Below are 25,718 nucleotides of genomic sequence, written 5' to 3' on the forward strand. Positions count from 1 at the left end.
AACTTCGCCGATGGGCCATCACCGGAAGTCGCAGGTCTTCGCCTTTCACGTGAGTTCCTCGAGCAGGGCCTTCGCTTCCTTCAAATCGCGGGTATCGAAGCCTTCGGTGAACCAGTCGTAGATCGGCGCGAGCAGTTCGCGAGCCTCGTTTCGCTTGCCTCGATCGCGCCAGAGCCGCGCCATGCTCATAGCGACGCGCAGCTCGAACGATCTTCCCCGCTGCTTGCGGGCGAGTTCGAGAGCTTGAACAAGGATTGCTTCCGCTTCCATGGATGCTCCGAAAAGCAATCGGAGTTCGCCTTCAATTCTGAGCACGTCGGCCTGCCAGAGATATTCGCCTGTGTCGGCTATCAGCTCGGTGGCTTTTCTGATCGCGCTCAGGCTACCCTGCATATCTCCTGCGCGTGCTTGCAGGACCGCAAGGAGTGAATGGTAGTGCGGAGAATGAAACCGAACCTGTTGTTCGGCGGCATGTATTCCGTGTTTCATTAGAGCAATGCCGTCTTCCAGCCGCTCTGCACACCCGATTGCCCAACCGCTCAGTATTTGACCGCAACTAATGGCCCAGAGCGGCACGCGCGATCCAAGTTGTGCGTTCAGGTTTTCAACGTAGTTCTTGACGTCGGCCATCTTGCCGAGCAACACGGACAACTGTGCGCCAGCATAGATGCCAACGATACCGCTCGTATTCGCGTGGTTTGCGTCAAGGGCATGTTTAATTGCCTTCTGGCGTGCTGCGACTGCCTGGTCGGGGTATCCCAAGGCCCATAGGCTCAGTGCCAGATAGGCAAGGCCTGACGAGTGCGGATCCGCGAGGTAAAGCACCGAAAGAGCTTGGTCCATTTCGATCCTGTCGATTGCAAGGATCTGTTCCAGCTGTGCTTTCGCGGCCTCGAACTCGCCCATTTCAAGCAGCGACGCGCCCATGGCGCGGTGCGCGATCAGTCGCGCCGCGCGGTCACCGGTGTGCGCGGCCAGCGATTGGCAGCGCTGCGAATACTCAAGTGCCTTCGGGATCCTGCCGCTCGCTATGCAATAGGCATACTGCCCGTAGAGGCTCGGCAACAGGTGCTCCGTGTCGCCCAACTTTTCACACAAGGCGATCGCGCGATCGCGTGCAGCCCCCACGAGTGGGTTGCCATAGCCATGCTGAGCCGCCAAGGGCGTGCCCAAGGCGAGCTGGAATTCGAGTTCCTGCTGATCCTTCTGTGTCGAATGCGGCAGCATCATTAACATCTCCAGGCCCCGTCTGAGATGACGCACGGCCTCCTCGTCGGCGGAGCGCCCCGCCGCACGCCGCCCGGCCTTCAACCAATATGAAATCGCGATCTCTGCCTCTCCGGCCTCCGTGAAATGGTGCGCCAGCAGCTCGGGTTCGATGCTGCCAAGCTCAGGAAAGAGCTGTTCGAGCGCTTTGCCAATCCGTGCATGCAGCTTGTGACGGGCTCCGCGCAGCAATGTGCTATAGGCCGCATCCTGCACTAAGGCGTGCTTAAAGCTGTATTCCGCGTCTGGTGGCATTCCGCGCCGGAAAATCAATTCGGCAGATACCAGCTGATGTAGCGCTTTATCCAGTTCAGCTGAGTTCCGCTGCGCTACGGCCTGTAATAGTTCGTAGGAGAACTCTCGACCGATGGCAGCACTCACCTGCGCCACCTCTTTCACGGGTGATCCGAGTCGATCAAGGCGCGCCATCAGCGAGGCGTGCAGAGTGGCCGGAATTGCAAGCGCCGTCGCTGAAACACGCGAGAGTGCGGTTTTGGCGCCGCGGTCATCTGCCTCCAGCACCGCCTTCGTCAGCTCCTCGAGAAATAGCGGCACCCCATCCGTGCGCGCGACAATCTCCGAAACGACATCACTCGTTAGCGTCCCTTCGCCGATGAGCTGCTGAACCAACGCAGCGCCCTCGCGCCGGTCGAGCCGGTCGAGGGACAGCATTGTGACGTGCGCCTGCCCCGCCCAGATGCGCTCGAACTCGGGACGGAATGTAATAACCAGCAACACCGGTAGATGCTGGACCCGCTCGACTACAAGGTCGAGCAGTTCGCGCGAGCTGGGATCGATCCAGTGCACGTCCTCAAAGAGCATCAACACCGGTCGTTGCAGCGCTAGACCATGGAGCTGCCGAAGCAGCGCCTCGAAAGTTTTTTCCTTTTTGCCCCTAGGCGTTAACTGGAAAGGCAGAAAACGGCCTTTGAACGGGATCGATAGCAGCTCAGCCAGCAAGGCCTGATCCTCTTGCGGAGGTGAGGCCGGCGCTAACAGCGCCGCCAATTTGTCAAGCTGCTCCTCCGGCGTATGTTCGCGCAAAAATCCGGCAGCGCGCTCCAGCTGTGTAACGATCGGATAGAACGCACTGTCGACGCGCTGCGGTGAGCAAAAGTACCTAAGGCTGGTGTGCAGCTCGATTTGAAGGCGCTCCTGAAGCGCCGCTATCAATCGCGACTTGCCGATACCTGGCTCACCAGCAAGCAGTACGACCTGACCTTCACCGCTCGCCGCCCGCCGCCATCGCCGTAGCAGAAAATCGAGTTCTTCTTGCCGTCCGACTAGCTCGGTCAGCCCACTTCCGTGGAACGCCTCGAAACGGCTTTCCACCGAACTCACTTGTAGCACTGCCCAGGCTCGCGTCGGCGCATCGATGCCCTTGAGATCGTGCAATCCGAGGTCCGCCAAATCGAACAGGTTCCCTAGCAGTCTCCGCGTGCTCTCAGCTATGACCACCGCGTTCGCTTTGGCGACGCTCTGAAGCCGTGCAGCAAGATTTGGGGTCTCGCCGACGATCGCCCGCTCCTGTGCCGATCCCGTGCCGATCAAGTCGCCGACGACGACCAGGCCCGTCGCGATACCGATGCGGGTTTGCAGCGGAACTGAAAACTCGAGCGCACCAACCGCGCCAATCGCTTCCAATCCTGCGCGAACGGCTCGCTCAGCGTCGTCCTCGTGAGCCTGCGGGTAGCCGAAATAGATCAGCACGCCGTCGCCCATATACTTCGCAACGAAGCCCCCGAAGCGGCGTACCGTATCGGCGATGCACGTTTGATACGCCGAAATGATCTCGCGCAGGTCCTCTGGGTCCATACGTGCGGAGAGCGACGTCGAACCGACTAGGTCCGAGAACATCACGGTGACTTGGCGGCGCTCGGCGGTGTCCTTAGTGGTTTTACAGGTTGCCGAAGAAGCGTCGGATAGGGGCGCCCGTGCGCCCGCTTCAGCACGCAAGGCGGCGATGGCGTCGAGCAGCTTGCGGCGATGCCCGACAATTCCGACACCAAGGTCCTTCAAGTCCTCCGCCGTCAGGTTCGGCAGGACCGTATCGTCGATCTCATTCTCGCGGAATGCCGCCTCATATTGTTCGAGGCCAAGCCTCCGTAGCCAACCTCCCAGGTCCATGACGGCGGCCCCAGTTCGCCTAGAGCTCCATCATTCCCCCGGCGAGGCAGCCTGTCTAGGGAAATGACCGGTTTGGGTCAAACTGCGAAGAACTCTGGCCGAGCAAATCCCGTCCGCTGTGCCAACATGAACTGACCTCAGCGCCCAGCGGCGTCACTTCGCTTTCAGGGTCAAAGCTACCATCGGACCACCATGGCCCATCGGTCCAGTCTGACTCGGGAAGCGGACCCCCGCGCGCTGGGCTGAAGTCATGCACTGGCCACTTCCGGACGCCCGCATCGCAAAAGGAAACCCTATGCGGTCCTCAGCGGTGCGGCGAGCGCCAGCGCAGCCACGGCATCCGCTATTCCCGGCGAATCTGCATAGGTAACCATGTGACCGGCATCCTCGACCAGATGTAGCAAGGAGCGGGGCAACGCCTCGTGCAGGCGGCGCGACTGGTCGGCCTCGATGAGCCGGTCACCCTTTCCGTGCAGGATCCTAACGGGACACCGGATGCCCTGATACTGAAGCTGCAATTGCGCGGCAGCAGGAATAAGGAACGCGCTCTCCTCGGCGGCCGCCCTCAACTGCTTGGGCCGGAGAGCCAACGAGATCGGAAATTCATTCTTGAATTTCGGCGGAATGGCACGCGGCGCGAACAGCGTGCGCATCAGCTTCGGCGCAATAGCCCACGATATGATCGGCGAGATCGTGTAGCGCATCAGATCCCCGAGCAGCGGCAGTGCCGGACCTGACATGAGCCAAAAGTCCATCCGTGAGGTTGGAAAATAGTAGCCGGACACAAGCACGAGCCCACTCACGGCATAACCGCTTCGCAGCGCCAGCGCGATTGCCACCAGCGTTCCCCAGGAGTGGCCGAGCACCACGGGATTGCGCACTCCAAGCTGATCAAGAGCCTTCGCGAACAAGGAAGCTTGCGTCGTAGGCGTCCAGATGCGCGTGCGCGGACGGTCGCTGTAGCCAAACCCTGGCCGGTCGAAGCAAACGACGCGATGGTCGTGGGCCAGGCGGTCGACCAAACCGCTCAGGACGAGATCCTGAATCATGGTGCCGTTCCCGTGAAACAGGACCACGCAAGGCGCAGCGGCATCGCCCCGTTCGATATAGTGAAGGCGCACTCCGTCGCAATCGGTAAAGACGCCGATAGGCGGATTCTTTCGCTCCGCTGTCACCTGAAACGCGATGTTGCCGAGGATCAGAACGACAAGTCCCGCCAAAACGATCAGCAGAACGGCTTCTGTTGTGGACATCGTGTCAACCTACATTCCTGATCGCGGGTCCCTCGGATCGGCGGCACCGAGCCCGCTCTGGGTTGTTGTGAGCCGCGCTCCCCAGCCGAAAGCAAGCAACCGTGATCGGCGCGTGCGTGATTCGCGTTTGCGTCCATCCTTTGCCGCAGCGGGTACGGCTTGCAGTTATCGTCCCGGCAGAGCCGCGAGCTCTGGGGCCGGCTTGATGCGCCAGAACGGATATGCCGCCAATTCTTTCGAATGCTGCCCGAACATCTCGGCCCGTCTGCTTGTAAACTCGGTAATGACGGCGAAAAATTCAGTTGGTGACCCGATCGTCGCAAGTCTCAGGCCGAAATCAAAAGTGAACTGCACGTTGGCCTGGGCTATCTCAAGAAGCTTTGCTTGGTACGCCTGCATGTTTGCCGTGGCTAAAGCGAAGCCTTTCATTGGATCGCTGCCGATCATTCTCTGACTGAGGTCACCTGGCAAGGCATCCACCCGAGGCTCAATGACAGGAACCTCGTGTCCAGGATCATCATGAAGCTTAAGAGGCGGTTCAATTGAGGCTGCCGCAGCAGAGCGAAGAAATTCCTCTTTCGGGCTTCTAACAATGGCCTGCTTGTTCCGTTGGGCCCGCGCGGCCATTTTCGGATTGCGGGCGCGCTTTGACGCTGGTGCCGGTTTGCGTTTGCTCATCTGGCGCTCCAAGAACATGAGGGTGCGACCACAACGGTCATTTCTGAACGGACAACAGGCTTCGTGATGTGGCGTTCCAAACCCGCGCATTGTTGGAGACCCGCATGAACTGAGATCAATCGCACGTTCTGCGACTGGACGATGATTTCAGGTAGCAACTCCAACCAACAAACGTCTAGCTGGCGATCTTCCAGACCTATGCTCGACGGGCGTTGGCCTGAGAACAATTAGCTCTTCGCTCGTTGTGCTCTCCAAAGACCGCTTTAAGTTGCGGCAACTACGCAAGCAGTCATGCCTTGATCGCGAGACTTCCTCGAAGCGAGCCTTCGGAGGTCAGCATCGGCCCTTGATAGACCGCATCGCTGGAGCAATTTGAATGCTCTGGTCACAGCAGTTCGTGGTGAAGGCGAGAGGAAGGGCACGACGTCATCCGTGTGACTGACGGCGAGGGCATGGTGCGCGCGGCGAGTCGCCGACGTCTCATCACGGACCTCAAGCTAAACGGGGCATTGACGGATGGCAGATCGCCGAACGTTGCCGGGAGGATGATCCCAAACTCCCGGTGATCGTTGAGACCGATTTCTCGCCCGTCGCGCCCCGCCCGGTACCCCCTGATGTTGCAGCAGCCCTATCGTCCGGAGGACGTTGTCGGTGCCGGTAGCTTCGGATCGGGCGATGAAGCCAGATTACCCACCGAGCGAATGCTCGAGGAAGAAGCGCAGCATTTCCCTCGTCGCATCCGGCCCTTGCGGATCAGTGTAGGTCCCGGCGGGACTGCCGCCTGACCACGCGTGTCCAGCGCCATCGATGTTCCAGTGTTCGGAGATCGCCCGACCGGCCCCGTCGATCAGGACGGTGCGAGTATAGGCATGGCCGTTGGGTACGCGTCCGCGAAGTACCTTCGTCGTCGGCCTCGTTGCCCTGGTGGACTGCTCGATTATCTGATCGCCATTCTTTGGATGCACCGTGGTGTCGCGATCGCCATGGAAAACGATGGTCGGCACAGAAGTTTTACCGTCCGCAATTGCCTTGGAGCCGCCTCCCTGCCGCATGGCGAGGAACGCGGAGGGAAGATCGCTCGCGGCTCCGCACGCGAGGCCTGAATGAATACCGACCGCCGCGTACAGGTCGCTATACGTTGCGCCCATGATGGCGGCGGCGGCCCCGCCGGCCGACAGACCCGCGACGTATACGCGCTTCGGATCGATCGCATGGTCGCGCATGATCTGGCGGGTAATGCCCGCGATCATCGAGGGCTCGCCCCCGCCGCGGCGCTGGTCGCCCGCGCGAAACCAGTTCCAGCACTTCGATGGGTTGGCTCCGTTCGGTTGCTCAGGATAGACCACGAAGCAATTCTGCTCTTCCGCCAGGAAGTTCATCCGGGTGCCGGCCGCGAAATCGTCGGGCGACTGGGTGCATCCATGAAGCATGACGATCAGCGGAAGCCGTCGTCCCTCACAGCGGCTTGGGATGAACAGCTTGTAGGTCCGGCTTCCCGCGGCGTTACTGAAGGTACCGGCGATAAACCGTGTGCCCTCGGGCACCATGTCCGACGGGGACAGAGGAGCGCGTGCGATCGGACTTCGCAGGCCGAGCCCGGAAAAATCCCGCATGCCGTCGAGCGGTGAGGAGCGCCTGCGTCGCTGATCAGAGCGGGCCGGCGAGATCTGCGGAGCTTCCCGCTCCTCGACGACGTCGGCCGTAGCGTCGATGGTAAGCGGATCGAGCCGCGGGAGCCGAGCCTGAGCGGCGTTGCGATGCTCTGGTTTTGGAGCGCTACCGCCGTGGAGCATGCGCTGCAGGAGCGCGGTGGCCTCGACCAGTTGGCCGGCACGCGTGAGGCGGGTTGCTTCGCGGATTATGACTTGATTCAGCATCGTTCACCTCGTTCTGTCGGCGAGAGCGGCCTTGACCGCGGGAGTGGCGTGAAGGGCCCCCAGCACCGAGACCGACGCGATTGTGGCGCGAGCCAACTCGGGAGTGACGTCCTGGGCGATGGTGGCTAGGCCTAAAACATTGATCTGCAGCATTTCGCCGGCGCGCCGCGCCGCTTCGAGATCCTCGCGAGTGTAGTTGCGCAGCCCGAGGTCCAGGTTCTTCCGGGCCGTGGATCGTCTGACGACCTCTCCGTGGCGCTCGAGCTGGTTCCGGATTGCTGTCCGGATAAAATCGGTCCGGTTCGAATAGAACCCTTCCTGCACCATGAGATCGACATGACCGAGGTCGACATAGCCAAGGTTGATCGTGATCTTCTCGGTGTCGGGGACCTTGGGTCGCAGCTCATGCACATTATCGGCCATGGGTACATCCATTGTTACCATCCCCCTGGATGGTATATGGACGTTATCTAGATGCTCCCGGGCGCCTTTCAAGGGCGTGGCGAAGGACCGCTTTGGGTCACAAGCAGCGCCCGCCTATTCGGTCAGGCGGCGTCCGGCTTCCCTCAAACAGGAGACATGACGATGGCTCTCTTTGTGCTCAGGTCGCGGCCGCGAACACACCATTTTCCGACGACGACGTACGGTCTGCAGAAGCAGCACCGACGTTAACCCTGTCGGCAAATGATTCGCCGTAGGTCGGCAATCGCCGACAAGTTGCCTTATTGCAGGGGAGAATTTTCAGCGGCACTAACCCCGGGTTAGAGGCGCTTTATGCTGAAAATGGCGTTGTTGGGCCTCCTCATCCTGTTGAGTGCAGGGGTGCTGTCCGCAATGGAGCTGAGCGCTCCACCGCGTCGCGCCGTCGCGATCGCCCCGCCCCTTGCCGAGCAGAGCGCAACCGTCTCTGCGTCACCTGACGCGTTGCCGAAGGCCGATCGCCTCGAGGTTGCCGCTGTGAGCAGCGCGATGCCGACACAAATTGCTCCGGTCGAGAACCCCGTTGCTCCGCAAGACATCCAAGTCGATTCGACCGCGCCGAAACCGATCGTCCGTCATCGGCGCGATGCGAAGACGATCGCGACCGACGAACGTCCCAAGCCGAAGCCAAAGGCAATTGTTGCCAAGCGAGCTGCCAATGCTCAGCGTGCAAAGGCCGCCAGCGAGACCGAGCCCTGTCGACTGAAGGCGTTCGGTGGCCTACTCAAGGCATTGAATTTGACCGGTTGCGAAATCTGAGGCCGCTTCCGGGCACGTCAGATCAAAGTCGAACGACCTGACGTCGTGGTGCGAACCCGGGCCTGCTTCCTCCCAGCACTTACGGCCACACGCCTCGCCGCCATTTTTCCCTCGGGCCAACGTCTCGCAAATTCTTCCGGTCATGCATACCTAGCCCTCATGAAGAAAATCGGCTTTCTCTCCTTCGGACACTGGACCCCCTCGTCGCAATCGCAGACCCGCTCGGCCGCAGACACCCTGCTGCAATCGATCGAGCTTGCGGTCGCGGCCGAGCAACTGGGCGCGGACGGCGCCTATTTCCGGGTGCATCATTTCGCGCGCCAGCTCGCCTCGCCCTTTCCGCTGCTCGCGGCGGTCGGCGCCAGGACGAGCAGGATCGAGATCGGCACGGCCGTGATCGACATGCGCTATGAGAACCCGCTCTACATGGTGGAGGACGCAGGCAGCGCCGATCTCATCGCCGGCGGCCGGCTGCAGCTCGGCATCAGCCGCGGCTCGCCCGAGCAGGTGATCGACGGATGGCGCTACTTCGGCTATCGGCCCGCTGACGGCCAGAGCGATGCCGACATGGGCCGGCGCCACGCGGAAGTCTTTCTCGACCTGCTCCGTGGTGAAGGCTTTGCCGAGCCCAATCCGCAGCCGATGTTTCCCAACCCGCCGGGGCTCTTGCGGATCGAGCCGCATGCGCAACGCCTGCGCGAGCGGATCTGGTGGGGCGCCGGCTCCAACGCCACCGCGGTGTGGGCGGCGAAGCTCGGCATGAATCTGCAGAGCTCGACGCTGAAGAACGACGAGACCGGCGAGGCCTTTCACGTGCAGCAGGCCGCGCAGATTCGCGCCTATCGCGCGGCGTGGAAGGAGGCCGGCCACACCCGTGAGCCCCGCGTCTCCGTCAGCCGCAGCATCTTTGCGCTGATGGACGATCGCGATCGTGCCTATTTTGGCCGGGGCGGCGAAGGCGAGGACCAGATCGGCTTCATCGACCCGCAGACCCGGGCGATCTTCGGCCGGAGTTATGCTGCCGAGCCCGATGCGCTGATCGAGCAGCTGCGCCAGGACGAGGCGATCGCGGAGGCAGACACGCTGCTGTTGACGATCCCGAACCAGTTAGGGGTCGATTACTGCGCGCATGCGATCGAGGCGATCCTGAAACATGTCGCACCGGCGCTGGGGTGGCGGTGAGTCGGGCGGCAGTCTAACCATCAGGACGATTCACAAGAGCCGGGCCGATCAGAGCGCGTCAAGCTGGCGCCTCGTGACTTGGGCACGAGCTCGTTTCGGGCAGCTCTTTTCCAGATGAGTTCAACCGCCGCTGAGGCTGTGGCTGATCCGCGTGACAACGCGGTCCCATTGCCGCTTTTCGGCCGCGGGATAATTGATCAGCACGCAGTGCACATAGCCGCGCGAAAAGTTGCAGCGGTCGTACCAGATCTTGTCGCGCTTGATGCTGGAGACGACGAAGAAATTCGGGGCGACACGCTTGTAGATGATGCCGGACGGCGGACTCTTCGTGGCCAGGAATGCAGCCGGCGAAAGACCCTGGCTGTTGGAAACGGCCTGTACGGTGAGATCAGCTCTGCCGTCGGAGGTGCGAAATTGCTGGCCGAAGCCGTCGGGCTTGCCTGCCAACTCCGTGAAGAGCGAAACGGGAATGTCCACCGATGTTCCGGACTCGGCGATGCGGTAGGCCGTCCAGCTCTCTGCCTGGGCGGCAGACAGCGTGGCAAGGAGCGCTGCGACAGCTGCGAATGTCGTCTTCATGTCCACCTCATCACTCGCGCGGCACCAGTTGCAGCTCCATCAAGGCGATCCTTTGCAGGTTGGCGACGTTGCGCTCGCCCGCGGCGGCCGTGCGCAGGATGGATTCGGCGAGCATGTTGACGTGCGAAGCTTGCACGGGCTCCGGCAGGCTCGCAACCGCGGCTTCCAGGGCGCCCGTCATGATCGCGATCACCTCGGGTGAAAATTCAGCGTTGGAGAAGTTCTTCATCGTGCGGAGCCGGCCGTTTGTGCGACCCGCGAGACCAACGCCGGGAAAAAGTGGAAGTTCCTGCGTCGGAGCGTTCAGGTGTGCGCGCCTGACGCTGAGCTACGCCACGGACTGGTAGCCGGTGAGCTGCTCGACTGCCGCATCCTCGCGGCGACGGCCTGCATTCTCACATGGCTGCCGATGACGAGGCCCGTGAGCGAGAGCATGAGCCCGAGCGCGAGTGGCGCGAACAAGGCCTCTTCCTGGAACAATCCGTTGAGCAGCACGACCATGACGCCGAAGCCGGCGAGCCCCTGCGTCAGATAGCCCGATGAGGCGTAGAGGCGCCATGCCCTAAGCGCCATCGCGAAATAGAAGGCCAGCAGCACGAAGGCGCCAACGCCCATCTGGTACAACAGCACGCCGATCGCGCTCTCGACCGCGCCGTCGATCGTCCCGGCGGCCTGTGCGGCACTCCAGTCGATGGAAAAGTAGCTCTCCGACAAATTGCCACCAATGCCGAGGCCCCGGCCGAAAGGTCTCTGCACGAATCCATCCAGACCACCCATCAGTCCAATGACGTGATAGTCGCCGATCTGCAGCCCGAGGCGGATCGCCAGAACCGCGAAGGCGGCCATGCCGAGGAGGCCAAGCAACAACGTCACCACGGCGCCGATCAGACGGGTCGCGATCCAGGCCGCGACCACGAAGATCACCACGATGAGCGCGCCCTTCACGCTGCAAAAGATCAGCAGCGGCAATGCTGCGAGGGCCAGCAGCGGCCGTCCCACCGAGAACAGGAACAGGGCGAGAAAGCCGACGCCGTAAGCGAAGCTGATCGGGTGCATGTTCGGACCGTTGATGCGCAGCATCTTCGACAGGCCGAACCCTTCGAGCAAGGGCGTGTTCAGAAAATCGAAGCTGAAGCGGTCCTTGAGGTCGACGGGCACGTTGCCGGTGGCCCGCATCTGGGCTTCCCAGACACCCGAATGGGTCGCCTTGAGCTCGTCGAACCCCCAGAACGTATAGCTGTTGGTGATGGCCAGCCAGAGATCGCGGAAGACGAGTTCGACATACCCGCACAGCAGAAGGATGACCGCGAGCGTCACCAGGAACGGCGTGATGCGCACCTCATAGGTCGCGGCGGTCAGAAGCGAGAGCTGGAACAGGAACAGCGGCAGCACGATATTGCGCAGATAGACCGCAGCCGGCTGTCCGTCCTGGATGAAGCCGATCGCGAAATACAGCGACACCACGGCGAGGGTGACGACACCCCAGCGCATGATCTGGTTCACCTCAGCCGAATGATTCCTCTGGCCCAGCACGTAAAGGCCGAACGTCGCCAGCCACATCACGGAGCAAACGAGGAAATTGTAGCCCTTGATGAAGTCGAGATCGGACGGCAGCGGGACCAGCGGCGACAGGATCGAGACGAACAGGTTCTGGAAGAACAGGACGAAGATGGCGATGGCCGGCGCGTAGGTCGGGACCGCCAGCACGATGGCGATACCGATGAGGACCTCGACCACGATGGCCAGGGCCGGATAGGCCAAATGCAGGACCGGAGCAAAGCCGATCGCCGCCACGGCGATACAGAGTGTCGGAACCAGCTCGCGCCAGGCCGGCGGCGATGGCTCGGCCGGCACGGTCTGAACCTGGGTTAAGTCACCGGCCCCCATCAATCGTCCTTTGGCAGCGCGCGTCGAGCACGATAGCGGGGCGATGTGAAAGGATTCCTTAACGATAGCGAACCGGTGCGATGTCAGCGCCGGCCGGGCCGGGGCGCGCCGAGCAGCGCCCGCATCACGTCGGGATCGGGCCTGCCGGTGCTGCGATCGACGAGGCCAAAGCCCTGCGCCAGCTCCCAATGCGTCCAGCCCCAGCAATGCTCCCTGGCATAAGCGGTGACGTCCGCCAGCCAGCGCAGCCGGCTTTGTCTCGGCGCGCCGGCTTTCAGCACGCCGAACTCGTTGACGATGATCGGCCGCTTGAACTGCTGCTGCCATGCGAGCGCCGGTGTGAGCCAGCGATCGGCCTGCGGCTTGTCCTTGGCGGCGGCGATTGCGACGTCGAGCATGCCGAGCGCCTTGGTCGCGCCCCTCGCCTGCAGATCCTGGCGCAGCGTTTGCACTTTGGGATCGCCGGCGTTGATCGGATAAGGCAGGTCCATGATGTCGTGCAGCGGATCCTGCGCATCCCAGTGGGCCTGATGGGTGAACACCATGGGATCATAGAAGTGGATGGCATAGACGATGTCGGGATCGTCCAGCGGACGAAACCGCGGCAGCGAATCCGCGCGCTGCCAGTTGACGGGGCCGACGACGAGGGTCGTGGCAGGAAGCAATTTGCGGACGAAGCCGGCGAGCGTCTCGACCTGCCTTTGCCATGTGTCGGCGTCGATATCGGGCTCGTTGAGCAGCTCGGCGAAGACGCGGTCGGCCGGATAGGAGCGAATGACCTCTGCAAGACCGCTCCAGGCGTCCTGCATCTCGCGCAGCGCCGCGTCCGGATCCTGCTTGTGCAGGCGATTGAAGCGCTCGCCGGGATGAAGATCGACTGACGTAGCATAGCCGAGTGCGGTGAGCTGCTTCAGCGCCTTGTCGAGCACACGCAGCGTCTCGTCGCGCTCGGCCTTTGCAGCGAAACGAGGCATCACGCGCTCGGCCGGCACCGGCAACCGGACGTGAGTCATTCCAGCGCGGCGCAATTGCTGCAGCAATTCGCGGCTTGGCACCTCACCGTTGATCCAGCCGTCGGCATTGAAGCCGCGCGACAATGCGGCGAGCCTCGCCGGCGCGACCGTCTGCGGCACGGGCACGCAAGTGTCGGCGAAGGCCGGCGCTCCGAATGAGATCGACAGCAGCATCGCAGCAGTCAGCCAACGACGGCGCGACGCTGTCATCGTCAAACCGCAAGACCCAATGCGGCGCCCTCGGGGTGCGGCGCCTGCGAACCCGCAGGCGCGTGATTGACGACCAGACCCGTCGGCACGGCCTCATACCGCGACAACGCCGCGGTCACCCGGCGCATCGCCGCCGAACCGAGCTCGCCGGCGCGCGCCACGAGGACGATCAGGTCCGCATGCGCCGCCAGCGCGATGGCGTCGGGCTGCAAGGCGAGATTGCCGGCATGGACGATGATCAGATCGAACTCCGAACGAATATCGTCCTCGGGCCTCGCGTCTGCCTTTCGGCCGGCACTGAGAAGCTCGTCGATCGACTGAAGTCCCGCCGTGGTCGAGCCGTCGTTCCATTCGGTCACCGGCGGCTGGTGACCTGCGAATTCCGGCTGCAGCCGGATCAATACGCTCATCATGCCGCGGTTCACGGCGGCGCGATTGAGCGAGCGCGCAACGGTGTTGCCGCCGGCACTCTTGCCGACCGACAGCACGAGGGCGACCTTGCAACCGCGCACCGGCACGCGATCGATCCGCTCGAGCAGCGGCCGCAGATAGGCGCCGAGATCGAGCTCGACCGAGGCGGCGATCGGTCTTTGCCAGACGGTGTTGGTCGCAGTCCCGGACGCCAGATCAGGAATGCGGGCCCAGACGGGAAGGCGCGGCATCGCCTCGGGCCGGGGCGCGGCAGCGGCGGAAGGCTGGACTTGAGTTTGGGCTTGCTGCTGGACTTGCGTGTCCTGCGCCCCCGCATGCACGGCGGCCTCGGCAGGCCCAGGCCCGCCGGACATGCTCGTCATCGCCGCTGTGGCGGCGGTCGATGTCAGCAGCGAGCCGATCCCCAGCGCCGCCAGCAGCAAAGCGAGCGGCGGACGGGTCGAGCGCAACGGCGGAATGGCGGGCGAAGCGATCTTGGTCTGGGAGTTTTGCAGCTGACGCTGCTCATTGGTCGTCTTGAACCGCGACAGGAACTGTTCGTAAATGTTCCTGTTGGCATCGGCGTCCCGCTGCAGCTCCTGCAGCTTCACCAGCGCCTGGCCGTCGACCAGCATCTGCGTCTCGACCGCCTTGAGCTGCTTTTCCAGCGCGTTCTGCTGCTCCAGCTGAGCCTCATATTCGGACTTGGCGGTGTCGATGTTCTTCTTCCGCTCGACCTCGATCTGCCGGTTGATATCGGCCAGCTGGCTGTAGGAGATCGCGAGGTCGGGATGGCGCTCGCCGTACACCGCCTTCTTCTGCGCGATCTGGTCATTTAGGGTCGAGCGCTGCGCGCGCAGCATGCTCAGCAGGTCCTGCTTCACGGGACCTTCGACATTGGCCTTGAGATCGCGTTGCACCTGCTCGTAGCGCGCCTTGGCTTCCTCGGTGCGAAGACGGGCGGCGGAGACCTGCTGATTGAGATCGGTCACCCGCAATTGCTGCGTGGTTGAATCCTTGCCGGCATTGAGGATCTTGTGCTCGAGCCTGAAGGCGGCGACGGCGTCTTCCGATGCGCGCAGCCGCTCGTTCAGCGTCTTCAGCCGGTCCTTGAGCCAATCGGCCGCCTCGTCCGTGGCCTCGGTGCGGACGCGGCCCTGGCTGGCAACGAACGCCGCGGCGATGGCGTTGGCGTAGTAAGCGGCCCGCTCGGAGCGGTTCGAGGTGAAGGAAATGGCAATGACGTAAGTGAGCCCGCGCCGCGTGATCTCGAGGCGGTTACGGAATTTCTCGAGCAGGCGCGTCATGTCGGTATGACCGCCCGCGATGTCATCGTCATCGGCGATCTTGAGCTGCTCGATCAGGGGGCGGAGAAAGCCGTCCGATTTGGCGATCTCGATCTGGCTCTGAAGCGCCGCGGCGTCCTGGCCGATGCCCGGCAGCACCTCCTGATCCGAGGTCACGCGCAGCTCCCGGGGATCGAGCACGACCAGGGCGGTCGCGGCGTACCGGACCGGCAGAATCATCAGAACGACGACGCCGAGGGCGAACAGCGCCACCGCCAGCGTCAGAATGCGCCGGCCGTTCTCGCGCAGGAAAGACAGCACACCGGTGACGGTCAGCGATCCCTTGATCAGCGCCGGCGCGGCGCCGTCAGGTTTCATCCGCGCAGCCCGCGGCGCTTCCCACGAAGCCGCAGGCTCCGTCGGGGCGATGCTTCGCGGAGTTGCGCGGCTACCGAACGCCATGGGCTCGACTCGAAATCAACTGACAGTCACAGTTCAGAGGCTTTCGACACCGTAAATATCCATGGTTAACCGGCGGTTACGGCCGGCGCGCGAAGCCGTCATGGCAAATGCCTGCGAACCGGCCCGTTCAGGCGGAAAAGAACGGCTTGGATGGTCTGCGTGCCGGGCCTGCCGCACTGGCAGCCAGCGGCGCCCTCGGCGCGGCCGGCCGCGCGCGCTCGACATCGCCAAGCAGGCAGGACCGCAAGGTTTCGATCTCCGGACAATCGGCAGTGCCAAGCGGCCCGATCAGGAAGCCGCTCTGCAGGGGCTCGCACCTGTAGCCGGGACAGCGCTGCACCCTGTCCGCAATCACGACGTCGACCTTGCCTTCGAGCAGCTCGTGCAGCCCCGCCGGCTGGCTGATGCGAATGGCGAGCTGGGGCTCGGCCCGGCGGAACTGCGCCAGGCGCGTCCGCAACGCATCGATCGCAAAACTGGCGTGGAGGCCGATATGCAGCAGGCTTGTGACGCCCTCGGGCTTGAGCTCGGCGGTGGCCTCGGCAAGACAGCGAAACGCCTCCCGGACCCGCGCCAGATAGGTTTCGCCGGCAGCGGTCAGAATGATCTGCCGTGTCCGTCGCTCGAACAGCTGCACCCCCAGCCGCTCCTCCAAGAGGCGGACTTGCTGGCTGACGGCACCGGCCGTGACGTGCAGCTCGTGAGCGGCCTGCTTGAAGCTGAGATGGCGGGCGGCGGCCTCGAAGGCGCGCAGGGCATTGAGTGGCGGCAGCAGATACGTCATGGCCGGCTCCGGGCGATGCGGGAAGCCGGCAGGATGCATGAGTTTCGCTCGCTCGACAAAAGAGAAATCCTGCTTTGTCGCCGCTGACGGCGAGCGATACCCCAGGGCCGATCCTAGCCCAGCCCGAGGAAACCTGTCGCAGTGCCACCCGAAACGCCGTCGATCGAAAACTTCTATTCCTGGATTCGCCTCACCGTCTCCATGGCACTCACCACCCTCGGCTGCGTCGGCATGTGGTCGCTGGTCGTGGCATTGCCGGCGGTGCAGGCCGATTTCAACGCGCCCCGCGCCGAGGCAACGCTGCCCTACACGCTCGCCATCATCGGCTTCATGATCGGCGGCATCGTCATCGGCCGCCTGACAGATCGCTTCGGCATCCTGCCGCCGCTGGCCGGGGGCACGGTCCTGATGAGTCTCGGCTACGTCCTCACCGCCTTCGCGCCAAGCCTGTTCGTGTTCGCGCTGATCTCAGGTCTCACGATCGGCCTCGGCGGCGCGGCCAGCTTCGCGCCTTTGGTCGCCGACGTCTCGCTGTGGTTCGACAAGCACCGCGGCCTTGCCATTTCCCTGGCGATGGCCGGCAGCTCTCTGGCCGGCGTGGTCTGGCCACCGATCGTCCAGCACGCCATCGCCGCGTATGGCTGGCGGCAGACCCATATCGGCATCGGCCTGTTCTGCCTGGCGACCATGCTGCCGCTGTCACTGGTTTTGCTGCGGCGACCCGTCGTCCGCATGGCCGCACGCGAAGCGGCGGGCAGCGGCAGCACGATGCAGACCATCGGCCTGCCCCCTTCCGTCACCCAGGGCCTGCTGGCGTTAGCCGGCATCTGCTGCTGCGTCGCCATGGCGATGCCGCAGGTCCATCTGGTCGCCTATTGCGGCGACCTCGGCTACGGCTCTGCGCGCGGCGCCGAAATGCTGGCGGTCATGCTCGGCTTCAGCGTGGCGAGCCGCTTTGTTTTCGGCTGGCTGTTGAACCGCATCGGCGGCCTGCCGACCTTGCTGCTGGGCTCGGCGATGCAGGCCATGGCACTCGCGCTCTATCTGCCGTTCAACGGGCTGGTCTCACTCTACGTCGTATCCGCCATTTTCGGCCTGGCGCAGGGCGGCATCGTGCCGAGCTATGCGGTGATCGTCCGCGAGCTGTTCCCGGCGCGGGAAGCCGGCTTCCGCGTCAGCCTCGCCATCTCGGTCACGCTCGCCGGCATGGCGCTGGGGGCCTGGATGGCCGGGGCGACCTACGACTGGACCGGCTCCTACGCTTCGGCGCTGGTCAATGGCATCGCCTGGAACATCGTGAACATGGCGATAGCAGCCTGGCTGCTGCAGCGCCAGCGTCGGCATGTTGTCGGCGTCGTCGCCGCCGCGCTCAGCTGATGTTCAGCAGGATCCGCCCCGATGTGCCGCTGCGCATCAAATCCAGCGCGTCGTTGACGTCGTCGAGCGCGAACTCGTGGGTCACGATCCCGCGGTAGCTCACCTTGCCGGCGTCGCTCAGGCGAACGAGACGCGGGATGTCGCGCGCGGGCTGGCACTGCCCGCCTTCCGAGCCCTTCAGCACCTTCTCGAAATGTAACGGCAGCGTGTAGATCTCGGCCTTCTCGCGGGGAACGCCGACCAGGATACAACGGCCTTTCTTGGCCGTGATCTCGTAGGCGAGCTCGATCAGATTCTTGACGCCCGTCGTCTCTACCACCTTGTCGGGCCCGTCCGAACCGGTGATGGCGCGAACCGCGGCAGCGACATCCTTGACCGCTTCGGAGTTGATGGTGTGGGTGGCGCCGAAATCCTTCGCCATCGCCAGCTTGTTGTCGAGGCGGTCGATCGCAATGACCGGATAGGCGCCGACCATCGCGGCGAATTGCACGATGTTCAACCCGACGCCGCCGACGCCGAACACGACGACGGCTTCGCCGATGGCGATCTGCGCGTCGTTGTTGACGACGCCGAGTGCGGTCGTCACCGCGCAGCCGAGCAGCGGCGCGCTGGTGCGGTCGATCGAGGCGGGAACGGGCGTGACACGGTTCTCCGAGACCACGGCATATTCATTGAAGGTGGTGACCCAGCCCGCATTGAGGCGCTTGCCGCGCCAGGAATAGGCCGGCGTATTGGACTGGATGCCCTTGCCGGGCCGCCAATGCATGACGACGGTGTCGCCCTGCTTGCAGGAGACCACGCCGGGTCCGGTTTCGACGATCGTGGCGAGCGCTTCGTGTCCCAAAAGATGCGGCAGGAACTTGTCGACGCCTTTGACGGCGTCGATCTCGTTGATCTGCGCGCCGCAGATGCTCGACGTGTGCACGTGCGCGAGCACCTGGCCGTGTTCGAGCCTGTCGGGCAAGGTGAACTCGTCGACGATCAGCGGCTTGCCGGATTCGACGAGAATGGCCGCCTTGGCAGTCTTGATGTCCATGAGAGCGCCCGATCACTCGAAATAGATGAATTCGTAATCGCCGGTGTAACCGAGCTTGCCGTAGAGCCAGATCCATTCCGACGTATGCAGGATCGACTCCGCCGTCAGCGCCCAGCATTCGAGGTTGTGCAATTCGGCGACGTTCCGGTAGCCCTCGACCATGACGTATTTGTTCTTGCCGACCCGCTCGACCTCCTTGAGCGCCGCTTCGAGCTCGTACAGCCGAAGATTGTGCAGGGTGCCGAGCGAGATGACGAGATCGAAACTGTCGTCGCCATAGGGGTAGATGTCCTGGGCGCGATAGTTGAAGAGGTAGGGCTTCACCTGCTCGTGTGCATTTTCGAGGCCGTGCTTGGAGATATCGAAGCCGACGACCTTCAAACCCGGCAGGATCTTCTGCATCTCGTACAGCAGAAAGCCCTTGCCGCAGCCGACGTCGAGCACGCTGGAGCCGTTCTTCAGGCCATAGGTCTCGATCAGCGCCTTGGCGACCGGCGCCCAGCGCCCCTCGATGAAGCGGTAGCCGCCATAGCCGAAGCGGCGGTCGCCGTCCCAATAGTCGGCCTCGTATTCCCGCGCTTTCAGCGAGCAGCCGATCTTGTCGTCGTTCATGCGGCCCATGTAGTCGCGCTTCGTCGCCGTATGCAGCGGCGTCACGATATTCAGTAGTCGTCCCATTGAGCCCTCAGATTCCAACACGCGCTGCGATTGCCGCGACTGGCCGGGGAGCCCTGAGTCGCGACTTGCGAGTCATTCTAGCATTGGTGGTCGAGATCATCATTGCTTCAGATCAATGATGGGGAATCCTGAGACGAGACCGTCAGCCGCCGGCGGAGGTTCCGTTGCTGGCAGCAGAGCCGTGGACTCTGAAGCTCGCATCGCCGCCAAATCCAAATCATAGACTGCCGGCGACGGTTCGATCGCTCGCGACTGTGCGGTTTCGCCGCAATGGTCGCCGTGAAATGAATCACTATAGTCAGGATGTCATGGCATATGTCGTCGACATAGATGCGCGCACCGCGCGCTTTGGTCTTCACGCCGGCCGCCTCCAAGCAGGCGGTTAGCCGGACGGTGCTTGCGCCGTCCGGGCTCTTTTCCAGCTTTCGTGACCTCGCCCTGAGAGGTCGTCTTGAAGCAGAAGGAGTGTGCCGTGCTGCCTCTTCCAAAAATCGCGCTCACCGCATCGGACTATCCGCGACTCGAACGGCTTGCCCGCCTTGCCGCCCAAAAAGGCGACCTGGACGGGATATTCCTCATCAGTGAGATCAACCGCGCCGACATCGTGCCGAACGATTGGGACGATCTCCGTTCGCGCGTGACCGTGGGATCATGGGTCACCTGTTGCACGAACTGGGGCGTTCCGCGTCGCATCGTGCAATTGGCCTGGCCCGAGGAGTGTTGGTCGGATCCCGCCCGCATTTCGGTCCTGACACCATTGGGGGCAGCCTTGATCGGCCTGCAGGTCGGCGACCAAATGCCATACATCCTCGCCGGCTGCCTGAACGTCGTCAGGGTTCAGAACGTCACCCAATCAAGCCCCAACGTCGTCCCGCTCTTCCGGGCTCATCGGCGCAGCAAGCCGCGCGATGACGATCCCGGACCAACTGCAGCATAGGAGACATCAAATGCACAACTTCGAAACCGAGATTCGGCGAGACCAGCCGGCGTTGCCGCCGATCAAGATCACGGAAGACGAATCGCGACGTCTCAGCTCGCTGGCGAATTCGACCATGGATCTGTTTCCCCGTGTCGCGCAGTTTCTGGCGCGCGAACTGGAGCGCGCGTCGGTCGCCGCAGAGAACGATTTGCGCGGCGTAGTCAGGATGGGCTCCAAAGTAACCTATCGCGATGACGAGAAAGGTGCCAGCCGGGAGATCGTGCTGGTCTATCCGCACGAGGCGAACATCGAACTCAACCGGGTCTCGATTCTGACGCCTGTTGGCGCGGCCCTGATCGGCCTCTCGGTGGGGCAGCGGATCGAGTTCGAGACGCCGGACAAGCGCACCAGGGGGCTGACCGTTCTGGCCGTCTCCGAATGAGGGCTGTCATCCGACCGAGCAGAACACTCTAGCGAGGCCAGATAGAAGCGGAGCGTGCTTGCGCAATGTTTCGCAATGCGCAGGCACCCTCCTGCTGTCCTACTGCACCTCGATGTTGGCATCCTTGATCAGCTTGCGCCAGCGTTCCTCCTCCTGCGCGACATAGCGATCGAGCTGTTCCGGAGCGCCGCCGACCATGATGAGGCCTTCGTTGGCCTCCAGCTTCTTGAAAGCGCCGGACTGAACCGCCTTTGCGATGGCCTGATTGAGACGCGCAATCACCGGAGCGGGCGTCTTGGCCGGAGCGTACAATCCGTACCAGGATTCGGCGGCGTAGCCGGGCACTCCGGCCTCGGCGACAGCAGGCAATTGCGGAAATGCCGCCGAACGTTCGGCTGACGTGACAGCCAGCGCCCGGAGCTGGCCTGTAGCTACCAGCGACGCCGCGCTCGCCACCGTGGTGAACATCACGTCGATCTGTCCGCCTAAGAGATCGCTGATCGCAGGCGCCGCGCCCTTGTAGGGCACCGCCGTCATCTTGACCTTCGCCATCGCATTGAACAGCTCGCCCGCGAGATGGGCCGAGGTGCCGGTGCCGAACGTCCCGAAATTGAGCTTGCCGGGATTGGCCTTGGCTTCAGTGATCAAATCGGAGATCGAGTTGATCTTGGATGCGGGGTTGACGACGACGATATTGAAGGATCGCGCGATCAGCGAGACCGCCGCGAAATCCTTGTGCGGATCGAACGGCAGCTTCTTGTACAGGCTCGGATTGACCGCGTGCGCGAAGGTCGCCATCAGCAGCGAATAGCCGTCGGGCTCGCTGGTCGCCACCGTCTGGGTCCCGATGATGGTCCCGGCGCCCGGCTTGTTCTCGATGATGACGGACTTGCCGAGATCCGTCTGGATTTCCTGCGCCGTCGTTCGCGCCATGATGTCGGTCCCGCCGCCGGCTGCGAAGGGCACCACGATCTTGATGATCTTGTCGGGATATTCCGCGCGCGCCGGCGAGGCGCCCAGCCCGGCGACCGCCAGCACGACGGCACAAGCGAGGATGGCGAGGTTCAGCCAGCGCCGCACGGCGAAGCCTTTCCTGCGCGCGCCGTCGTGATTGATGATTCCGCCGCTGGCCATCTGGAGCTCCATCCGATTTTGTTCAGACATCGAGAACAACCAATCCGTCTGCTGCCTTCACGCCCCGGCCCGCCGGCAGCACGAAGACCGGGTTGATTTCGGCCTCGACGAGGTGATCGCCGAATTGCGCAACCATGCGCGAGAAAGCGACGACCGCTTCCGCGAGCGCTTCGACATCGCATTTCGGCCGGCCGCGAAAACCGTCCAGCAATGGCCATGTGACGAGATCGCGCGCCATCGCGAGGGCGTCGGCATGGCTGAGGCCGGCACCCGTTGGCAGCAGGCGCATCGTCGTGTCCTTGAACAGTTCGGCGGTGACGCCGCCCATTCCGAGGAGGATGGCCGTTCCCAGGGGATCGCGATGCATTCCGAGAATGATCTCGACGCCGCCTGAAATCATCTCCTGAACCAGGAATTGGGCGGGCCGCGTCCCGACCTTGGCCTCGACCTCGTCCGCCATCTTCATCAGGCGGCTGCCGATGGCTTCGGCGGTCAGGTTGACCGCGACGCCGCCGAGATCGCTCTTGTGCGCGATCTCGCGCGAGAGGATCTTGAGCACGACCCGGCCGCCGAGGTCGCGCGCCGCCTGCTCGGCTTCGCGCGCCGTCGCGACCACTTTCTCTGCCACGACCGGAACACCAAAGCGGGCGAACAGCGCTTTGGCCTGTGCTTCGTCGAGCGATCCCGCCGGGAAGTCGCTGACATCGACCGCCGTCAGGGGCGAGGTGGGTGTCTGGACCTGCTCCGGCGCTCCGGCCCGCAAGAGCCCGTCGAGCGCAGCCGTGCAGCTCTCGGCGGAGGTGTAGGCCGGGACGCCTCGGCGGGTGAGGACGGAAACCACCTTGGGCGCGTAGGGGCTCACATAGGCAATGACGGGCTTGTCGCTGAGCGGCAGGCAGTCGTGGATGGCATCGGCCATCAGGCCCGGCGATCCCACCGCTGACGAGCCGGCAATGACGACCAGCGCATCGTAGGAGGGACTTGCGAGCAGGATGCGGATCGCGGCACGAAGCAGATCCGGCTGCAGACCGGCCAAGGTCACATCGATCGGATTGCGATCGAGATTGGCTTGCGGTCCCGACTGCAGGGCGCGCAATTGCGCGGCAGTCTCAGGGTCGGGGGCGGGCGTTGCAAAGCCGGCGACGCCGAGACTGTCTGATACGATCGTGCCGGCGCCGCCGGTCGAGGTGAGAATCGCAACACGCCGGCCGGACAGCTTCCGTCCCGCACCAAGGGCTGCGGGAATGTCGAGCAGGTCTTCGAAGGTTTTGGCGCGGATCACGCCGAGTTGCCTGAACAAGGCGTCATACATGCGGTCCGAGCCGGCAAGCGCGCCGGTGTGCGAGACGGCCGCTTGTGCGCCTGCCTCCGATCGACCGATCTTGAAAGCGACGATTGGCTTGCCGGCGCGTCGCGCTTTCAGAACCGACTCGCGAAAGCGAGATGGATTGCGGATCGCCTCGACATAGAGCGCAATGACGCTGGTTGCGCTGTCGCCGGCGAGAAAGTCGATGAAATCAGCGAGTTCGAGATCGGCTTCGTTGCTGGTCGACACCAGCTTCGACAGCCCGACCCCGCGCGCCGCAGCGCGCGACAGCAAGGCTCCGAGAATGCCCCCGCTCTGCGAGATCAACCCGATGGATCCCGCCGGGAAGTCATCCATCGCCAGCGCGCCCGACGCCGACAGCACGATATTGTCGGTGAGGTTGACGAGGCCGATCGTGTTCGGCCCGAGGATCCGCATGGAGCCGGCGGCTTGCATGAGCTGTTGCTGGCGCGCGGCGCCTTCCGCCCCGGCTTCGGTGAAACCGCTGGCGAGAACGATCGCGGCGGCAGCCCCCCGCTCGGACAATTCGCGCACCGCGATGTGCGCGCGCTCGGCGCCAAGCAGGACAAGACCGACATCAGGCACATCGGGCAGCGAGGCGACGTCGGGGTAGCAGGTCAGACCGCCGATGTTCTCGACCTTCGGATTGACGGGATAGATCGCACCCGCAAAGCCATGCTTCCGGAGATAGGACACCGGGCGCCCCGACGTCTTGCTCGGGTCCGCCGATGCACCGATGACAGCGACGCTACGCGGCCGGATCAGGCGTTCGATCGCATCCATGGCTCAATCCTTCGACGCGGATTGCGCAAGGAACGCCGTCACGGCGTCGCGATGCTCCGCGCTGGTGTAGCAGATGGCCTGCGCCTGGCTGCCGAGACTGAAAATGTCGTGCGCGGAATGCTCGAACGTCTCGTTCAGAATCTTCTTGCCCAACGCCAACGCGGTGGGAGAGCCCTGAGCCAGTTCGACCGCCCAGGCCTGCGCGGCCGACAGGAGCTCGCTCGAGGTCACCTTGCGATCGACGATGCCGAGCGCGAGCGCTTCGTCGGCCTCGACGACGCGTCCAGTGAAGATCAGCTCCTTCGCCTTGGGAAGCCCGACCCGGCGCGGCAGAAAATACAGGCCGCCGCCGTCGGGGATCAAACCGCGCTTGATGTAGGACCAGGTGAACTTCGATCGCTCCGTGCCCATGACGAAGTCGCAGGCCAGCGCGGTGTCCGCACCGAGGCCCGCCGCAGCGCCGTTGACGGCGGCGATCGTCGGCTTCGGCAGCCCGAGCAGGAACGATTGCACGTGATGCACGCCCTGCTGACGGCTCCATCCGTTGAATGCAACTTCGCCCTGCGGCGCCGCGAGCCGGCGCTTCATTCCGCTGATATCGCCGCCGGCGCAGAACGCACTGCCGCGCCCCGTCAGCACCAGAGCCTTGATGGCCCTCTCGCGAGCCACGGTTTCGAGCGCAGCGACGAACTCGGCGCGCATGTCGTCGCTCATGGCGTTGCGCCGGTCCGGCCGGTTGAATGCAATCGTCGCGACACCGGCCTCGACGGAAAATTCGATGAGCTGATAGGACATGGCAAGCTCCCTGGCTGGAGTCGGATCGATCGCCGCGACGCATTGCGGATGTCGAATGCCGATTTCAGGCCGTGCCGTTTCCTCGTTGAGCCCCAGCACGGCCGGGCGTTCTTCTTCGCTGGGCTGATAGCGGCTTGCGCCCGCCGTAACATCCCCCTAATTCCACTTAGTGGAAACGCTGAGCGGAGGCTGATGTGCCGCAGGTACGCAGATATGCGGGCGGGGTTGACGGCAACCGGTCGCTCGAACGGGGCATCGAGATCCTCCGGTCGTTCCGGCCCGGCGTCGACACGCTTGGCAACGGCGAGATTTCGGAGCGAACAGGATTGCCGCGATCGACGGTCAGCCGGCTGACGCGAACGCTGGTCAATTCCGGGATGCTCGACGAGGTCCGTAACCAGCGGACCTACCGGCTTGCCGCATCCGTCATCAGCATCGGTCACGCGATGCGGACGGGATCACCGGTGCTCAACGCGATCGGACCGATGATGCGGGCCGAATCGGCCAAGCGCCGGCTCAACGTCGGGCTCGCGACCGCGGATCGCACCATGATGGTTTACCTGGAGTCGATCCGCTACAGCCCGCGCGCGGCACTGCGCAACGTCGTCGCCGGCCAGCAGGTCCCGATGGAGTTAACGTCGCTCGGTCGCGCTTATCTCGCCGGCATTGCCGAGGCCGAGCGCGAGCGATTGCTGAAACTGTTCAAGCGGCGCAGCACTGCGGCCACGAAGGCGCTGCTTGCGGACGTCAGGACATCGATACGCTCGGTCGAACGCAACGGCTATTGCGCGGTGTCGTGGCAACCCGGCGTTCTCGCCGTTGCCACGCCCATCGTGCTGGCCGGGCTTCCGGTCTACGCGCTCAACATGAGCCTGCAGAATGTCGATCGGTCCGAGGCGCTGGCCAGCGAGATCGGCGCCTACCTCAACGCCTTCGCGGCCAAGTGCAAGGAGGTGCTGGCGGGCGGTTGAAG

At 63.6% G+C, this 25,718-nt stretch carries 22 protein-coding genes; 6 read left to right on the plus strand and 16 right to left on the minus strand.

The window, feature by feature from the left end; all coding sequences use genetic code 11:
• Nucleotides 1-45: 45 nt before the first annotated feature.
• The 5 genes from CIT37_RS38180 to CIT37_RS38200 all read right to left on the minus strand — a co-directional run bounded on the left by CIT37_RS38180 (nt 46) and on the right by CIT37_RS38200 (nt 7,624).
• The gene (locus tag CIT37_RS38180; protein ID WP_095425083.1) at nt 46-3,393 is read right to left on the minus strand and encodes an adenylate/guanylate cyclase domain-containing protein; all 3,348 of its coding nucleotides are present in this window, start codon (nt 3,391-3,393) and stop codon (nt 46-48) included.
• Nucleotides 3,394-3,686: 293 nt separating this feature from the next.
• Nucleotides 3,687-4,646 (minus strand): alpha/beta fold hydrolase, encoded by a 960-nt coding sequence (locus CIT37_RS38185; RefSeq protein ID WP_038947369.1) that lies wholly within the window; start codon nt 4,644-4,646, stop codon nt 3,687-3,689.
• A 165-nt stretch (nt 4,647-4,811) separates the two neighbouring features.
• On the minus strand, nt 4,812-5,324 hold the full coding sequence (locus tag CIT37_RS38190) for a phasin family protein (RefSeq protein WP_161966286.1): 513 nt from the start codon (nt 5,322-5,324) through the stop codon (nt 4,812-4,814).
• Nucleotides 5,325-6,010: 686 nt separating this feature from the next.
• On the minus strand, nt 6,011-7,201 hold the full coding sequence (locus tag CIT37_RS38195; protein ID WP_095425081.1) for an extracellular catalytic domain type 1 short-chain-length polyhydroxyalkanoate depolymerase: 1,191 nt from the start codon (nt 7,199-7,201) through the stop codon (nt 6,011-6,013).
• 3 nt (nt 7,202-7,204) lie between these two features.
• Nucleotides 7,205-7,624, minus strand: coding sequence for a ribbon-helix-helix domain-containing protein (locus CIT37_RS38200; RefSeq protein WP_095425095.1), 420 nt, complete (start codon nt 7,622-7,624; stop codon nt 7,205-7,207).
• A 351-nt stretch (nt 7,625-7,975) separates the two neighbouring features.
• On the opposite strand from CIT37_RS38200, the gene CIT37_RS38205 reads away from it, so the two are divergent.
• Together CIT37_RS38205 and CIT37_RS38210 are read left to right on the plus strand one after the other, a co-directional pair.
• A complete protein-coding gene (locus CIT37_RS38205) occupies nt 7,976-8,440 on the plus strand; it encodes a hypothetical protein (RefSeq protein WP_095425080.1) in 465 nt (154 codons plus the stop codon).
• Nucleotides 8,441-8,599: 159 nt separating this feature from the next.
• Nucleotides 8,600-9,622, plus strand: a complete 1,023-nt coding sequence (locus tag CIT37_RS38210; protein ID WP_095425079.1) for an LLM class flavin-dependent oxidoreductase — start codon at nt 8,600-8,602, stop codon at nt 9,620-9,622.
• Nucleotides 9,623-9,742: 120 nt separating this feature from the next.
• Here CIT37_RS38210 and CIT37_RS38215 read toward each other — a convergent pair whose 3' ends face one another.
• The 6 genes from CIT37_RS38215 to CIT37_RS38240 form a co-directional block, all read right to left on the minus strand.
• The gene (locus CIT37_RS38215; RefSeq protein ID WP_038972252.1) at nt 9,743-10,201 is read right to left on the minus strand and encodes a hypothetical protein; all 459 of its coding nucleotides are present in this window, start codon (nt 10,199-10,201) and stop codon (nt 9,743-9,745) included.
• 10 nt (nt 10,202-10,211) lie between these two features.
• Nucleotides 10,212-10,430: a hypothetical protein gene (locus tag CIT37_RS38220; RefSeq protein WP_028140810.1), complete on the minus strand. Its 219-nt coding sequence runs from the start codon at nt 10,428-10,430 to the stop codon at nt 10,212-10,214.
• A gap of 74 nt (nt 10,431-10,504) precedes the next feature.
• Nucleotides 10,505-12,088, minus strand: coding sequence for a hypothetical protein (locus CIT37_RS38225; protein ID WP_081494346.1), 1,584 nt, complete (start codon nt 12,086-12,088; stop codon nt 10,505-10,507).
• Between the two features lie 83 nt (nt 12,089-12,171).
• Entirely contained in the window at nt 12,172-13,311 is a 1,140-nt protein-coding gene (locus CIT37_RS38230; RefSeq protein WP_038972253.1) for a glycoside hydrolase family 5 protein, read from the minus strand.
• Nucleotides 13,312-13,313: 2 nt separating this feature from the next.
• Nucleotides 13,314-15,470 (minus strand): exopolysaccharide transport family protein, encoded by a 2,157-nt coding sequence (locus CIT37_RS38235; protein WP_095425078.1) that lies wholly within the window; start codon nt 15,468-15,470, stop codon nt 13,314-13,316.
• 127 nt (nt 15,471-15,597) lie between these two features.
• Nucleotides 15,598-16,254 (minus strand): LysR family transcriptional regulator, encoded by a 657-nt coding sequence (locus CIT37_RS38240; RefSeq protein ID WP_095425094.1) that lies wholly within the window; start codon nt 16,252-16,254, stop codon nt 15,598-15,600.
• Nucleotides 16,255-16,455: 201 nt separating this feature from the next.
• Between CIT37_RS38240 and CIT37_RS38245 the strand changes: the two genes are divergently transcribed.
• Nucleotides 16,456-17,631: an MFS transporter gene (locus CIT37_RS38245; RefSeq protein ID WP_095425093.1), complete on the plus strand. Its 1,176-nt coding sequence runs from the start codon at nt 16,456-16,458 to the stop codon at nt 17,629-17,631.
• Here the strand turns inward: CIT37_RS38245 and CIT37_RS38250 are convergent.
• Together CIT37_RS38250 and CIT37_RS38255 are read right to left on the minus strand one after the other, a co-directional pair.
• Entirely contained in the window at nt 17,624-18,667 is a 1,044-nt protein-coding gene (locus CIT37_RS38250) for a zinc-binding dehydrogenase (protein ID WP_038947359.1), read from the minus strand. The genes CIT37_RS38245 and CIT37_RS38250 overlap by 8 nt on opposite strands.
• Nucleotides 18,668-18,679: 12 nt before the next feature.
• Nucleotides 18,680-19,345 carry a class I SAM-dependent methyltransferase gene (locus CIT37_RS38255; protein WP_028140817.1) on the minus strand — a complete coding sequence of 222 codons (666 nt, stop codon included), beginning with the start codon at nt 19,343-19,345 and terminating at the stop codon, nt 18,680-18,682.
• Nucleotides 19,346-19,817: 472 nt separating this feature from the next.
• Between CIT37_RS38255 and CIT37_RS38260 the strand changes: the two genes are divergently transcribed.
• On the plus strand, nt 19,818-20,282 hold the full coding sequence (locus CIT37_RS38260) for a GreA/GreB family elongation factor (protein WP_244611336.1): 465 nt from the start codon (nt 19,818-19,820) through the stop codon (nt 20,280-20,282).
• 10 nt (nt 20,283-20,292) lie between these two features.
• The gene (gene rnk, locus CIT37_RS38265; protein ID WP_095425076.1) at nt 20,293-20,706 is read left to right on the plus strand and encodes a nucleoside diphosphate kinase regulator; all 414 of its coding nucleotides are present in this window, start codon (nt 20,293-20,295) and stop codon (nt 20,704-20,706) included.
• A gap of 99 nt (nt 20,707-20,805) precedes the next feature.
• Here the strand turns inward: rnk and CIT37_RS38270 are convergent, their stop codons facing one another.
• Genes CIT37_RS38270 through CIT37_RS38280 form a run of 3 tightly spaced genes read right to left on the minus strand, consistent with a single transcriptional unit; the run spans nt 20,806 to nt 24,745 of the window.
• Entirely contained in the window at nt 20,806-21,840 is a 1,035-nt protein-coding gene (locus tag CIT37_RS38270; RefSeq protein ID WP_095425092.1) for a tripartite tricarboxylate transporter substrate binding protein, read from the minus strand.
• Nucleotides 21,841-21,862: 22 nt separating this feature from the next.
• Nucleotides 21,863-23,950 (minus strand): acetate--CoA ligase family protein, encoded by a 2,088-nt coding sequence (locus CIT37_RS38275; protein ID WP_095425075.1) that lies wholly within the window; start codon nt 23,948-23,950, stop codon nt 21,863-21,865.
• A 3-nt stretch (nt 23,951-23,953) separates the two neighbouring features.
• Nucleotides 23,954-24,745, minus strand: a complete 792-nt coding sequence (locus CIT37_RS38280) for an enoyl-CoA hydratase/isomerase family protein (protein ID WP_095425074.1) — start codon at nt 24,743-24,745, stop codon at nt 23,954-23,956.
• Between the two features lie 194 nt (nt 24,746-24,939).
• On the opposite strand from CIT37_RS38280, the gene CIT37_RS38285 reads away from it, so the two are divergent.
• Entirely contained in the window at nt 24,940-25,716 is a 777-nt protein-coding gene (locus CIT37_RS38285; RefSeq protein WP_095425073.1) for an IclR family transcriptional regulator, read from the plus strand.
• The last annotated feature ends 2 nt before the right edge of the window (nt 25,717-25,718 follow it).

This window comes from Bradyrhizobium ottawaense (assembly GCF_002278135.3).
GTDB classification, from domain to species: Bacteria; Pseudomonadota; Alphaproteobacteria; order Rhizobiales; family Xanthobacteraceae; genus Bradyrhizobium; species Bradyrhizobium ottawaense.

What these genes read in the sequence shown, in the direction of transcription:
- CIT37_RS38180 (WP_095425083.1), bottom strand. Translation starts at nt 3,393, where the DNA reads ATGGACCTGGGAGGTTGGCTACGGAGGCTTGGCCTCGAACAATATGAG.
- CIT37_RS38185 (WP_038947369.1), bottom strand. Translation starts at nt 4,646, where the DNA reads ATGTCCACAACAGAAGCCGTTCTGCTGATCGTTTTGGCGGGACTTGTC.
- CIT37_RS38190 (WP_161966286.1), bottom strand. Translation starts at nt 5,324, where the DNA reads ATGAGCAAACGCAAACCGGCACCAGCGTCAAAGCGCGCCCGCAATCCG.
- CIT37_RS38195 (WP_095425081.1), bottom strand. Translation starts at nt 7,201, where the DNA reads ATGCTGAATCAAGTCATAATCCGCGAAGCAACCCGCCTCACGCGTGCC.
- CIT37_RS38200 (WP_095425095.1), bottom strand. Translation starts at nt 7,624, where the DNA reads ATGGCCGATAATGTGCATGAGCTGCGACCCAAGGTCCCCGACACCGAG.
- CIT37_RS38205 (WP_095425080.1), top strand. Translation starts at nt 7,976, where the DNA reads ATGCTGAAAATGGCGTTGTTGGGCCTCCTCATCCTGTTGAGTGCAGGG.
- CIT37_RS38210 (WP_095425079.1), top strand. Translation starts at nt 8,600, where the DNA reads ATGAAGAAAATCGGCTTTCTCTCCTTCGGACACTGGACCCCCTCGTCG.
- CIT37_RS38215 (WP_038972252.1), bottom strand. Translation starts at nt 10,201, where the DNA reads ATGAAGACGACATTCGCAGCTGTCGCAGCGCTCCTTGCCACGCTGTCT.
- CIT37_RS38220 (WP_028140810.1), bottom strand. Translation starts at nt 10,430, where the DNA reads ATGAAGAACTTCTCCAACGCTGAATTTTCACCCGAGGTGATCGCGATC.
- CIT37_RS38225 (WP_081494346.1), bottom strand. Translation starts at nt 12,088, where the DNA reads ATGGGGGCCGGTGACTTAACCCAGGTTCAGACCGTGCCGGCCGAGCCA.
- CIT37_RS38230 (WP_038972253.1), bottom strand. Translation starts at nt 13,311, where the DNA reads ATGACAGCGTCGCGCCGTCGTTGGCTGACTGCTGCGATGCTGCTGTCG.
- CIT37_RS38235 (WP_095425078.1), bottom strand. Translation starts at nt 15,470, where the DNA reads ATGGCGTTCGGTAGCCGCGCAACTCCGCGAAGCATCGCCCCGACGGAG.
- CIT37_RS38240 (WP_095425094.1), bottom strand. Translation starts at nt 16,254, where the DNA reads ATGACGTATCTGCTGCCGCCACTCAATGCCCTGCGCGCCTTCGAGGCC.
- CIT37_RS38245 (WP_095425093.1), top strand. Translation starts at nt 16,456, where the DNA reads ATGGCACTCACCACCCTCGGCTGCGTCGGCATGTGGTCGCTGGTCGTG.
- CIT37_RS38250 (WP_038947359.1), bottom strand. Translation starts at nt 18,667, where the DNA reads ATGGACATCAAGACTGCCAAGGCGGCCATTCTCGTCGAATCCGGCAAG.
- CIT37_RS38255 (WP_028140817.1), bottom strand. Translation starts at nt 19,345, where the DNA reads ATGGGACGACTACTGAATATCGTGACGCCGCTGCATACGGCGACGAAG.
- rnk (WP_095425076.1), top strand. Translation starts at nt 20,293, where the DNA reads ATGCACAACTTCGAAACCGAGATTCGGCGAGACCAGCCGGCGTTGCCG.
- CIT37_RS38270 (WP_095425092.1), bottom strand. Translation starts at nt 21,840, where the DNA reads ATGGCCAGCGGCGGAATCATCAATCACGACGGCGCGCGCAGGAAAGGC.
- CIT37_RS38275 (WP_095425075.1), bottom strand. Translation starts at nt 23,950, where the DNA reads ATGGATGCGATCGAACGCCTGATCCGGCCGCGTAGCGTCGCTGTCATC.
- CIT37_RS38280 (WP_095425074.1), bottom strand. Translation starts at nt 24,745, where the DNA reads ATGTCCTATCAGCTCATCGAATTTTCCGTCGAGGCCGGTGTCGCGACG.